Source organism: Bacteroidota bacterium (genome assembly GCA_021300195.1).
Lineage (GTDB): Bacteria > Bacteroidota > Bacteroidia > J057 > JAJTIE01 > JAJTIE01.
In genome coordinates this window covers 139,823-151,177 of record JAJTIE010000005.1, presented here as the reverse complement: position 1 = coordinate 151,177, position 11,355 = coordinate 139,823, and the positions used below count along the sequence as shown (strand labels likewise).

The following is an 11,355-nucleotide window of genomic DNA, read 5'->3' as shown; positions in this document are numbered from 1 at the left end:
TTGCGGCTAGCCCATGCCGGGCAAACCGGAATTCTTTTTGTACAATGTCAGATTTCTACCGACTCGCCTGCTGCGCATGAATCAGATGGGGGGGGGTTACTCCGGCTTATCCGCTATTGGGTAGGTTTCCCTACGCAGCAGCTGGCCGCCAACGCCATAGTGCAGCCAGGTGCCGGCTGGCCGGCTGGGGTAGATCTTTACGCGCACTTGCAGCCTGGGGTCGCTGCCCACGGGCAGGATGAGCGGGGCCTGCGTACTATCCTGCTCGTAGTGCCCCTGTACCATGAGTTGGCCATTGGGCCAGAATTTTTGATAACTGCCCACCCGCTGCCCGGCCAGATCCAGGGTATAGCTTTCCTTCAGCCTCGCATTGGGATAAAAGGTACGCTCCTGCATGGTATAGCCGCCAAAGTGGTGGATGCGCAGCGTGCGCGTGCGCCCGTTGGCATAGTACCGTTTCCAGGCCTCCTGGCTGTATGCCCGGCTGGTAAAGAAGGTCTCGACCAGGGTGTGGTTCTCGTAGCGGTGCGACTTGATGAGCCGCTCATAGCCCTGCACCTGGCCATATTTGGCTTTTAGCTTTACAATGAGGGGGTCGCCCGCGCTGTCTTGGGTAATGAGGATATTTTTCTTCAAGAAATAGGGCAGCATCGGGTTGGTACCGCCTACCAGGGTATCTTCCCAGTCGGCAAAGCGCTCGGAGGCCCCCAGGCGGCCACAGGCATAGGCATGCTGGCGGTACAACTGGCCCCGGTAGGTATACAGCTGCCACACCGAGTCGCGGCTGTAGGGGTAGGGCAGGCCCAGCACAGGCATCAGGGTATCCGGGCGGGGCAGCGAATCGGCGGGGCAGTGGCGGTAGTTGCGCTGCTGCGCCACCCGGCCATTGGGGTAGTAGCTGCGCACCGCATGGGGCCTGGGCACCCCGTGGGTATAGTAGTTTACCTCCAGCAGGCGGTTGTTTACATAATAGCGCTCGCACTTTCCATGCTTGCGGCCCTGGGCATCTATCTCGTAGCGCTCGCACAGGGTGCCCGTGGGGTAATAGGTTTCGATAGGCCCTACCAACTTACCGTTTTGCCAGGTTTCGGCCCGGTGTAGGTAGCCATTGTGTAGCACCAGCTGGCGGCCATGCCGGGCACCGGCCAGCAGCTGTAGGCGCTCGGTTACCTCTCCCAGCTCGGGGTCATAGGTCGTTCGGGTTTCTGCCGTGGCTTGCCCCAGGCCCATCAGCGGCGGCGGCAGCAGCAGGAAAAGCAAAATCCATTTCATTTAGCAAAGGTACATGCATATTTTTGACCCTGTGTTTGGCCTACGGATAGCCAAGACAGAAGGCACAGGCGGCCAAACCAAAACAAGGAGTATGGGGTACTGGAAAGACATTGCGCATGCCATGGTAGCCCTCCGCCAGGGCTTCCGGCTCAGCTGGCAGCATCTGCGTGCCAGCGGGCAGCGCCGCATGCCCACGGGGGCCGAAGACGACCGCTACTTCCGGCAGTCCACCGGCCTGGTTACCATACAGTATCCGCGCGAGCAGATACCGGTGCCCGATGTGGGGCGCTACCGCCTGCACATGGAGACGGAGGACTGTATTGTGTGCGACCAATGTGCCCGTATATGCCCCGTAGACTGCATCACCATAGAGAAGGTGAAGGCCGTGGAAGACCTGGGCACCACCAGCGACGGCAGCAAAAAACGCTTCTACCTCCCCACCTTCGACATTGATATGGCCAAGTGCTGCTACTGCGGCCTGTGCACCATAGTGTGCCCTACCGAGTGCCTGCTAATGACCAAGGTGTATGACTATGCGGAGTATGACCGAGAAAACTTCCTGTACCACTTTGGCAACCTGAGCCCCGAGCAAACCCAAGAGAAGGAGGCTGCCCTGGCCGCACATGAGGCCGCTATAAAGCAGGCAAAGGCCGCCGCTGCCACCCCGCCTGCCCCCCAGGCCGAACCCGGCACCACCCCACCCGCCCGCCCGCCCGTAGGGCCGCCGCCAGGCACAAAGCCGCCCGTGGCACCCCCACCCGGACTGAAACCTCCCAGCCCCGCGGGCAAACCGCCGGCCGGGCCCCCGCCGGGCCTGAAGCCCCCCACCCCACCCGCACCGGGTATGCCGGGCACATCCACCCCAGACAGTACCGCCCCATGATGCTCTACCTATTTGCCGGCCTGCTGTGCGCGGCCCTGGCCTACATGCTGTATAGCCGCCAGCTGGTGCAGTCGGCCTTTGCGCTTTTTTTCGTGCTCATTGCCCAGGCGGCCCTGTATGTATGGGCCTCGGCCCCTTTCCTGGCCGCAGCGCAGGTACTGGTGTATGTGGGCGGGGTGCTGGTGCTGATGATCTTTGGGGGCATGCTCACCGCCCTACCCGCCCTACCGGACGAGGCACCGGCCACCGGCCGCCTGCTACAGCTGCCTGCCGCCCTGCTGGCCCTGGGGGTGCTTGGCATCCTGCTCACTCATTTCCCCGGCCCGGAAACCCCGGTGCCCCACGACCTGATGGCACAAAACGCCCAGCAGCTGGGCTATGCGCTGGTTACCGACTATGTACTGCCCTTTGAACTACTCAGCGTGCTGCTGCTTGCAGCCCTGCTGGGTGCCGCCTATCTTAGCCGCCGATGAATCTGTTTACCCTAGCCTGCCTGCTGTTTTCGGCTGGCCTCTTCCTGGCCATCACGCGCAGGCAGGCCGTGGCCATGCTGCTGGGTATTGAGCTGATCCTGAATGGAGCCGCCCTGAACTTTGTGCACTTTAATGAGCGGTACCCCCAGCGGCTGGATGGGCAAATGATGGCACTGGCCATCATCGTGGTGGCAGCGGCAGAGGCAGCCGTGGGGCTAGCCCTGATCCTCAATCTGTACCGCCGCTTCCGCAGTGCGGATGTGTATGAGCGGAAAGATTTGCAGGGCTAAAAAAAGCAAGCCCGCAGATGCGGGCTTACTTTTAGTACCAATCCGGGAACAAAGCCTAAGGCTCTTGGGTGTTACTAGCGATTGCTCAGGTTGAAGCTAACCCCAACACCGAGGTTTTGCAGGTACTGTAGCACGGGGCCTACACGTGTAGGCTTCTCGGTTCCGTCGGGCTGTTTCTCGGTTTCCAGCGTAAAGTCCTTTTGCGGGTCGTAGATGAGGTGGAGCAACAGGTTGATACTGATAATCTTGGTTACCTTCATATCCAGCTTGCTCCGCCAGTTTACATACACGTTTCCGGCATCCTCCAGGTAGTCTGTAAAAAGTATCAGGCGGCTCTCCAGGTTTGTGGTCTTGTTTATCTTTTGGTTGTAGTTCAGGCGAAAGCTGGCACCAAACTCTAGTTTGGCCACATCGCCGCTATCCAGGCCATATTCGGTTTCGTCCAGCACGGGGTCCATCACCACGATCTGCCGGGCGGTGGCGGGGCTTAAGCGGCCGCTCAGGCTGATGGGGTCTTTGCTATACTCATAGGCCAGGCCCACCCCTTGCATCAGGTAGCCAGGGGCCATAAAGGCACTGTTGTAGCTTTTTCCGTCGGGGTCTACCTCATAGTCGTAGCCGGGGGTAAACTGGCTGATCGCTTCGGCAAAGCCCACAGCCGCCCAGGTTCTTTTGGCATCCAGGAATCTACCCAGGTTGGTGTTCATCTCCCAGTAGTCATTGGCCTTCCGGGTGCTCTGTCCTTCGTTACGAGTAAGGCCGTAACTGCCGTCGAACAAGGTATGCCAGAAAAAATTGTTTCGGTTGTACTTGGCATACATGCCCGTAACCGCATTGAAGGCAAGGTTGTTCTGCGCCCCACTCTGCCAGTTGGACACACTGGTCTGGCTAAAGTTGATGCCCAGCGAGGCACCCGTTTTCCAGCCTTGCAGGGTGTCTGCACCTATCACCAGCTTATCGCTTAGGCTTACCGTTTCCGATCTCTTCTGTTCCTCGGAACTGGGTACCAGGTCTTCTTCCTTTACCTGGGCCCAGGCTGTGTGGCAGGCAAGGAACAGGAGCAGGGTGAGCAGGAGGCTGCGGTTCATAGCAATAAACGGGGTAAATAAGTAGTAGGCGTCAAAGGTAGAAAAAAGCCCTAAAAGCCCTCTATAGGGGCTTCCGATTCAGGGCTTTTTTATACACCTCCAGGGCACGCTGGCGGGCCTGGGCATGCACTACCATAGGCTTTGGGTACCGGGTGGTGCCCCACTCGGGCAGCCAGCGCCGCACATACTCAGCCTGGGGGTCAAACTTCTGTAGCTGGGCATCGGGGTTGAAGATGCGAAAGTAGGGGGCGGCATCGCAGCCGGTTCCGGCAGCCCACTGCCAGCCCCCGTTGTTGCTAGCCAGGTCGTAGTCCAGCAGCTTTTGGGCAAAATAGTGCTCGCCCCTGCGCCAGTCTATCAGCAGGTGCTTACACAGGAAGCTGGCCACCAGCATGCGCACCCGGTTGTGCATATAGCCGGTTTCGTTCAGCTGGCGCATGCCCGCATCTACCAGGGGGTAGCCGGTGGTGCCGGCACACCAGCGGTCATAGTCGGCCTCGTCCTCCCGCCAGGGTATTGCATCGTAGGCGGGCCGGAAGCTGCTGTGCACCACCTGCGGGTAGTGGTACAGGATCATGGCATAGAAGTCTCGCCATATCAGTTCGTTCACAAAGGTATCGCTGAGGCCCTGTGCCTGCCGGGCCAGGGCCCGTATGCTGAGGGTGCCAAAGCGCAGGTGCACCCCCAGCCGGCTGGTACCCGCTGCAGCGGGCAGGTCTCGCAGCGCCTTGTACTGGCTCAGGCACACATCGGGCACCGAGGCGGGCGGAAATGGAAAGGAAAAAAACTCGAACCCCAGCGTCTGCAGGCTGGGCAGGGGCCAGGCAGCGGTGGTGCCGGGGGCCAGATAGGCGGTGTAGCGCTCGGTGGGGTAGGCCTTTAGGTGAAAGGGGGTAAGCACGGCCCGCCACTGGCGACTATAGGGGGTAAAGACCGTGTAGGGCCGGTTCCCCGTCTTGCTCAGCACCTCGTCCTTGTGCAGCAGCACCTGGTCCTTCACCAGCCTCAGGGCCCCACCCTGCTGCCCGGCCAGCCGGTGGATCTGCTGGTCGCGCCGGCGGGCATAGGGCTCATAGTCCTCGTTGGTGTAAATAAGGGGGGGCGGGCCGCCCGGGTGCAGCCATTGCCGCCATACCTCCTCCGGCTTTCCGTGGCCCAGCCACAGGCTACACCCCAGCGCACGGTACTGCGCAGCCAGGCTAGCTAGCGCCTGGTGGATAAAGAGTACCCGCGCATCTCGCCTAGGTAGCGCGTCCAGAATATCCGTGTCGAAGATAAAAACCGGCTGCACCTGCCTGCCAGATTCCTTTGCGGCCCTTAGTGCGTGGTATAGGCCTGCATTGTCGGCTATACGCAGGTCTCGGCGATGCCAGAAATAGATCATGGTAGCGGATGGGGTACGCGCATGCCAACAGCCGACGGCGCCGTTCGGTTTCCTGGAAAAGGCCTTTGGCTACCAGAGCTGCGCTGCTAAGCGAAGATCATTGCCTCCAGCTGATCTACCTGCCGGGCCAGCGTGGCGGCGGGTATGCCAGCACGAGACTGGACGGCCAGGCCCTCCATCAGGGTAAACAGCAGCTGCGCCGCCACCTCTGGATGGAAGTGGGGGGCTATTGTCCCCTCGTGCCGCGCTGCCTGAAAGAGGGGCACAAAGCGTGCTACAAATGACTGCAAGTTTTCGGCCATTCGGGCCCGCACCTCGGGCCGCTCGGGGGCCAGCTCCACGGCCGTGTTTACCAGAAAGCAGCCCTTCATGCAGTTTCCGGGTGCTGCGGGCCCAGCAGGTACGCCACTGGCCACGGCCATCAGCAGGGCCCGCAGGTTGGCCCGCAGGCCCGCATCTGCACCCAGCGGTAGGGGGTCAAAACCGCCTACGTACCGGCTCAGCGCGGCGGAGAACAGGCTATCCTTGTCGCCAAAGGTGTCGTACATACTACTGCGACTGATACCCAGCCCCTCTACCAGGTCCTGCACCGAGGTGGCGTGGTAGCCCTTCTGCCAAAAGAGATGCATGGCTCTATCCAGCACCTGCTCTTTGTCAAACTCCTTTGTACGTGCCATAATTTGCTGCAAACAACCGGGCTACGAGATGAATACGCGCTGCGCACCCCAAATGGTTCCGCTGGGCCACTAGTAGCCTTTTTCGGTTTTGATCACGCTGAGGGCATAGGCAGCGGCAGTCTCGGCCCGCAGGCGGTGCTGGCCCATCCGCACCGAGCGGAAGCCCACCGCCTCGGCAGCCCGCACCTCTGCGGGGCTGAAGTCTCCCTCTGGGCCAATGGCAAAAAGCACATCCCGGGTAGCCAGTGCCTGGCGGTGGGCTGCCAGTGGCTGGGCAGCCTCCAGGTGTGGCAGGAAGCACAGATCGGGCAAGGGCCCCGCTATAAAATGGGTAAAGGACTTCAGGGGATGCAGCTGTGGCATGCGGCTACGGCCACACTGCTTCATGGCCGCCAGCAGGATTCGCTCCAGGCGCTCCGCGCCCAGGTCTCGGCGCTCGCAGCGCTCGGTGCGCACGGGGTGCAGGGCGGTGGCGCCCAGCTCGGTGGCCTTCTCTACCAGCCACTCGATGGATTCACGCTTTTTGAGGAGCGGGAACATCAGGGCTACCTCACCATAGTGCTCGGCGGGGTCGGCCTGCTGCGCCAGCACCTCCACCGCCTCGCCCTGCCCGCCCAGCCGGATGCGAAAGCGATGCCCACTGCCATCCACCGCTGGCACCTCATCCCCCGCCCGGTGGCGCAGCACACGGTAGCAGTGCCCCAGCTCCGGCTCGGCAAGAAACCAGCCCTGGCCCGGCCGGTACTGTATGTAGAAGTATTGCATAGCCCCTTTTCGTCGTTTGCTTGGCAGTGCGAAAGCTCGTATCTTTGGCACTTTATTTTACGAAGCGATTATCAAGATTTTTTTAGCGCGTTTCAAAGTATCGGACAAAAATAAAGCGGGCACTGATACGGACCCAACAAACGTAGAAACACAGCCCCGAACCAGGCCAGCAAATTGAAAAAGACGCGGCAAACCGTACGCTGTGTACAAGAAACATACGAAGCGCCGCCTACCTCTTGTTTACATTTCACCCATACTGTTTAATATAAAAGACAAAAAAGTTCAAGTCTATGAGTAGTGATAAATTGACCGCCTACCTGGGCCTGAAGCCGGCCAAACAGGTGTTCTACAACCTGACGCCTGCCGAGCTGGTAGAGCACACCATCCGCCTGGGCCAGGGTGTACTGGCCGATACGGGTGGCCTGGTGGTAAGCACGGGCGAGTTTACCGGGCGCTCTCCCAAAGACAAATTTGTGGTAAAAGACGAACAAACGGCAGATCAAGTATGGTGGGGAGACATTAACCAACCCTTTGAGAAGGCCAAATTCGACACGCTGTACGAGCGTGTGGTAAAGCACCTGGAGGGCAAAGACCTGTACATACGCGATGCATACGCAGGGGCCGATGTTAACTTCCGCCTCAATGTGCGGGTAGTGAACGAAATGCCCTGGGGCAACCTGTTTGCCAGCAACCTGTTTATTCGGCCCAAGCAGGAGGATCTGGCCGGCTTTGCGCCCAACTTTACCATCCTGTGCGCCCCTACCTTCCTGGCCGAGCCACAGCGCGATGGCACGCGCCAGCACAACTTCACCATCATCGACTTCACCCGCCGGGTGATCCTCATCGGGGGATCTGCCTACACGGGCGAGATGAAGAAGGGCATCTTTACCGTAATGAACTACCTGATGCCCCTGAAGGGCCAGCTAAGCATGCACTGTAGCGCCAACAAGGGCAAGGATGGAGATGTAGCCATCTTCTTCGGCCTGAGCGGTACGGGCAAAACCACCCTGAGCGCCGACCCGAACCGGGGCCTGATAGGCGATGATGAGCACGTGTGGACAGACAAGACCGTGTTCAACATAGAGGGTGGCTGCTACGCCAAGTGTATAGACCTGAGCGCCGAAAAGGAACCTCAGATCTGGAATGCCATCAAGTTTGGCGCACTGGTAGAGAACACGAAGTTTGTGGAAAACACCCGCACCGTAGACTACAAGGACGGTAGCGTAACGGAGAACACCCGGGTAGCCTACCCCATAGAGCATATAGACAATGCCGTGCTGCCCAGCATAGCCGGCACCCCACAGAATATCTTCCTGCTAACGGCGGATGCCTTCGGCGTACTGCCTCCCATCAGCAAGCTGACCAAAGGCCAGGCTATGTACCACTTTATAAGCGGCTACACGGCCAAGGTGGCCGGCACCGAGGCGGGCGTTAAGGAGCCCAGCCCCACCTTCTCTGCCTGCTTTGGCGCTGCCTTTCTGCCCCTGCACCCCACGCGCTACGCCGAGCTGCTGGGCAAAAAGATGGAGCAGAATGAAGTGAACGTATGGCTGATAAACACAGGCTGGACAGGCGGTGCCTATGGCGTGGGCCAGCGCATTAGCCTGAAGTACACACGCGCCATGATAACCGCAGCCCTGGAGGGCCGACTGGACAAGGTGAGCTACCAGGCCGATCCCATCTTTGGGCTGCCTGTTCCGGCCTCCATACCCGGCACAGAGGTACCAACCGAGATCCTGACCCCGATCAACACCTGGAAGGACAAGGCCGCGTATACCGCCAAGGCCAATGAACTGGCCGCACACTTCAACAAGAACTTTGCCAAGTACCAGGATTTCGCCAACGACGAGATCAAGGCAGCTGCCCCCAAGGAGAAAGTAAACGCCTAGGGGAAGCGTACCTGAGGAGGAGGAATGCGGAGGATCGTACACGCACCCCCCACTTGGGTAGCAGATAAAGTATAGGGGCTTAGGCCCCTATTTTTATGCCCCGGCACCGGGTAAAACCGGGCATGGGCAGGCCTGGCAGGCACCCGGAAGCGCAGTGCCCCGGTGCACAGCCCCAAACGCAAACCGACTGGCCGATAAGCCTGAGCCCGGGAGAGGAGCGGGACTGCGCCAGGGCAGCCCTGCATCCGGTACCTCCTCTGGGTAGGGGGCCAGCTGCCGGTCTATGTTCAGGTAGCGCAGGGCGAAGGCGCGATTCTGCTCATCCAGCTCCTCATCGTAGGGGCGGCGCGGTAGCAGCCAGGCCCAGCGCCTCCAGGTAGCGGCCCGCCTGCCGGTCTATGTTCAGGTAGCGCAGGGCAAACGCGCGGTTCTGCTCACCCAGGCTCTCATGGTAGTCCCGGTCTATTTCTTCGGCCAGGCGCCTGGCGGTGTACACCCTGCCCATGGCCCGCCCACTACAGTTGCAGCTCATCAGCAGGTCTGTGCGCTCGGGGGTCAGCATGCCATCCCCCTTGTTGCCTATATAGATCCGTATATCGAACACGAACACGGCCTTGCCAAACGCCATGGCCTCGTAGGCCGAGCGCCCCAAGCCGAAAACCAAGTCAGCATCTGCCATCTCCGACCGGAAATCAAACACTGGGTTTGCATTCTTGTCCCGGTACCGATGCTCGGCGCCCAACAGGCGTGCAGCACGGCCTATCATTTCATGTGCCTCCGCACTCTGTGCCAACGAGAAAATCACCCTGGGCCGCCTGCGGATGGCCCGGAGCGGGGCGTAGTAGGCACAGTCTACCCCATTCCACACTACCTGCGACTGGTGGCCCCTTCCTGCCAGGTACCACTTTACCTCCTGCGAGATGGCGATGTACTTATCCATGCCCGGATAGGGCCGTTCCTCCCAGGGCCAGGTTCCGTGGCAGATCTGTAGGCGTGGGCCCTCTATGCCTCGGGCCTCAAGTATGGGGATGGTGGTGTTATGCTGGAGCAGTAGGGCATCATAGCTGGGCCTCAGCCGGTTTACCCGGCATGCACCCTCCGCCTCCAGCCGACCGGACACCAAGCCCGGGTGCAGGGTAAAAAGGTCTACCTGATGCCCTGCCCGAAACAGGGCAGAAACCAGCGCATACGTAGCCGTCTCGGAGCCCCCCAGCGTATGCATGTGATTTTGAGAAACCAGGATGTGCATGAGCAAAACACCTTGGGTACACCGGCCTCAAGCCACTAATCTCCACTATGCCGGACAAATGGCATCCGGACAGGGTATTAGAGAGCCTACAGGGCAATATACAATACAAGGAAATCCAGGCCGAAACCCGGAGTATGAAAAACGCCCCCGACTCTAGCGAGGATATCGGGCCAGCCCCACTATCGGGCCCTAGTAGGTAACGCCCAGCATAACAGGCATCAGCAGCATGAGTACGTTCTCACCCTCCTCCTGGCTGCTGGGTAGCACCACGGCGGCCCGGTTGCTGCTGTCCATCTCCACCACCACCTCGTCCGTAGGTACGGTATCTATTACATCCATCATCAGGCTTACGTTGAAGCCGATTTCCAGCTCTTCGCCCTCGTAGAGGCAGTTCAGGTTCTCTTTGCTTTCGTTGGCAAAGTCCAGGTCTTCGGCCTGCACCTCTAGCAGGTTTCCGCTGAATTTGAATCGGCCCAGGTGCGTAGTCTTGTTCGAGTAGATATCGCTGCGGCGCATGGTGCCCAGCAGTTCCTTTTTGTCTACAATAGCCTTATTGGGGCTACCAGCAGGGATCACATTCTCGTAGTCGGGGAAACGTGCGTCTATCTGGCGGCACACCAGCAGGGTGTTGGCAAACTTGAAGAAGGCATTGCTGCTGTTGTACTCAATCTGCACCGCATCCTCGCTGCTGTTTTGGGCAGCGTTGGTCAGCAGTTTCAGGGCCTTTTGGGGGAGGATGAATTCTACCTCTTCGGGCACTCGGATGTCTGTGCGGCGGTAGCGTACCAGGCGGTGGGCATCGGTGGCCACAAAGGTGGCATGCTCTGCCCCAAACTTGAAGAGCACACCGGTCATGGCCGGCTTTAGCTCGTCGGAGCTGGTGGCAAAGAGGGTCATGTTGATGGCCTTCACCAGATTGCCCAGCGGTATGGTAATGCTGGTGGTATTGTCTGCGGCGGGTATTTTAGGGAAATCGCCCCCGTCTACGCCGTGTATCTTGTAGGTACCGGTGTCGCTGGTAACGGTAACGGCAAAGCTATTGGCATCCATGCTGAAGGTGATGGGCTGCTCGGGCAGTGCCTTCAGGGTATCGGCCAAGATCTTGGCGGGTAGGCATACCGCCATGGACTCACTGCCATCGGTCTCTACCTTCAGGGCCGTTTGGAGGCTATTCTCCAGGTCGGTAGCGGTTAGGCGCAGCTGGCCATCCTTCAGCTCCAGCAGGATGTTCTGTATGATGGGTAATACTGCCTTGGGGCTCACCACACCCTGTATGGCACTTACGTGCTTAAGGAGTTCGCCAGAAGAAACGATGAATTTCATAGTCCGTGAGATATTGAGAGGGTAAAGCTAGTGCTTTGCGGGCAAATCCGGAAAAAAAAGTG

At 59.6% G+C, this 11,355-nt stretch carries 10 protein-coding genes and 1 pseudogene; 4 read left to right on the top strand and 7 right to left on the bottom strand.

All coding sequences use genetic code 11. The annotated features are described in order from the left end of the window. Window positions 1-96: 96 nt before the first annotated feature. Window positions 97-1,272, bottom strand: coding sequence for a hypothetical protein (locus LW884_01990; protein MCE3007107.1), 1,176 nt, complete (start codon window positions 1,270-1,272; stop codon window positions 97-99). A gap of 301 nt (window positions 1,273-1,573) precedes the next feature. Between LW884_01990 and LW884_01985 the strand changes: the two are divergent. The 3 genes and pseudogenes from LW884_01985 (at window position 1,574) to nuoK (ending at window position 2,918) form a co-directional block, all read left to right on the top strand. Further along, window positions 1,574-1,717: pseudogene (locus LW884_01985) on the top strand (4Fe-4S binding protein). Window positions 1,718-2,151: 434 nt separating this feature from the next. Beyond that, entirely contained in the window at window positions 2,152-2,628 is a 477-nt protein-coding gene (locus LW884_01980; protein ID MCE3007106.1) for an NADH-quinone oxidoreductase subunit J, read from the top strand. Next, window positions 2,625-2,918 carry an NADH-quinone oxidoreductase subunit NuoK gene (gene nuoK, locus LW884_01975; GenBank protein MCE3007105.1) on the top strand — a complete coding sequence of 98 codons (294 nt, stop codon included), beginning with the start codon at window positions 2,625-2,627 and terminating at the stop codon, window positions 2,916-2,918. Before LW884_01980 ends, nuoK begins: the two co-directional genes overlap by 4 nt. A 74-nt stretch (window positions 2,919-2,992) precedes the next feature. Here the strand turns inward: nuoK and LW884_01970 are convergent, their stop codons facing one another. From LW884_01970 to LW884_01955, 4 genes are all read right to left on the bottom strand, one after another. Further along, complete coding sequence (locus tag LW884_01970) at window positions 2,993-4,006, bottom strand: DUF3078 domain-containing protein (protein ID MCE3007104.1); 1,014 nt, start codon at window positions 4,004-4,006, stop codon at window positions 2,993-2,995. Window positions 4,007-4,067: 61 nt separating this feature from the next. After that, entirely contained in the window at window positions 4,068-5,390 is a 1,323-nt protein-coding gene (locus LW884_01965) for a DNA photolyase family protein (protein MCE3007103.1), read from the bottom strand. Window positions 5,391-5,476: 86 nt separating this feature from the next. Then, window positions 5,477-6,067 carry a TetR/AcrR family transcriptional regulator gene (locus LW884_01960; protein ID MCE3007102.1) on the bottom strand — a complete coding sequence of 197 codons (591 nt, stop codon included), beginning with the start codon at window positions 6,065-6,067 and terminating at the stop codon, window positions 5,477-5,479. 69 nt (window positions 6,068-6,136) lie between these two features. Beyond that, window positions 6,137-6,832 (bottom strand): 16S rRNA (uracil(1498)-N(3))-methyltransferase, encoded by a 696-nt coding sequence (locus LW884_01955; protein ID MCE3007101.1) that lies wholly within the window; start codon window positions 6,830-6,832, stop codon window positions 6,137-6,139. Between the two features lie 290 nt (window positions 6,833-7,122). Here LW884_01955 and pckA point away from each other — a divergent pair, with 290 nt between their 5' ends. After that, window positions 7,123-8,721: a phosphoenolpyruvate carboxykinase (ATP) gene (pckA, locus tag LW884_01950; GenBank protein MCE3007100.1), complete on the top strand. Its 1,599-nt coding sequence runs from the start codon at window positions 7,123-7,125 to the stop codon at window positions 8,719-8,721. 331 nt (window positions 8,722-9,052) lie between these two features. Here pckA and LW884_01945 read toward each other — a convergent pair whose 3' ends face one another. Beyond that, window positions 9,053-9,943, bottom strand: coding sequence for a hypothetical protein (locus LW884_01945; protein MCE3007099.1), 891 nt, complete (start codon window positions 9,941-9,943; stop codon window positions 9,053-9,055). Window positions 9,944-10,159: 216 nt separating this feature from the next. Then, entirely contained in the window at window positions 10,160-11,293 is a 1,134-nt protein-coding gene (gene dnaN, locus LW884_01940; GenBank protein ID MCE3007098.1) for a DNA polymerase III subunit beta, read from the bottom strand. Window positions 11,294-11,355 lie beyond the last annotated feature (62 nt).

What these genes read in the sequence shown, in the direction of transcription:
- LW884_01990 (MCE3007107.1), bottom strand. Translation starts at nt 1,272, where the DNA reads ATGAAATGGATTTTGCTTTTCCTGCTGCTGCCGCCGCCGCTGATGGGC.
- LW884_01980 (MCE3007106.1), top strand. Translation starts at nt 2,152, where the DNA reads ATGATGCTCTACCTATTTGCCGGCCTGCTGTGCGCGGCCCTGGCCTAC.
- nuoK (MCE3007105.1), top strand. Translation starts at nt 2,625, where the DNA reads ATGAATCTGTTTACCCTAGCCTGCCTGCTGTTTTCGGCTGGCCTCTTC.
- LW884_01970 (MCE3007104.1), bottom strand. Translation starts at nt 4,006, where the DNA reads ATGAACCGCAGCCTCCTGCTCACCCTGCTCCTGTTCCTTGCCTGCCAC.
- LW884_01965 (MCE3007103.1), bottom strand. Translation starts at nt 5,390, where the DNA reads ATGATCTATTTCTGGCATCGCCGAGACCTGCGTATAGCCGACAATGCA.
- LW884_01960 (MCE3007102.1), bottom strand. Translation starts at nt 6,067, where the DNA reads ATGGCACGTACAAAGGAGTTTGACAAAGAGCAGGTGCTGGATAGAGCC.
- LW884_01955 (MCE3007101.1), bottom strand. Translation starts at nt 6,832, where the DNA reads ATGCAATACTTCTACATACAGTACCGGCCGGGCCAGGGCTGGTTTCTT.
- pckA (MCE3007100.1), top strand. Translation starts at nt 7,123, where the DNA reads ATGAGTAGTGATAAATTGACCGCCTACCTGGGCCTGAAGCCGGCCAAA.
- LW884_01945 (MCE3007099.1), bottom strand. Translation starts at nt 9,943, where the DNA reads ATGCATACGCTGGGGGGCTCCGAGACGGCTACGTATGCGCTGGTTTCT.
- dnaN (MCE3007098.1), bottom strand. Translation starts at nt 11,293, where the DNA reads ATGAAATTCATCGTTTCTTCTGGCGAACTCCTTAAGCACGTAAGTGCC.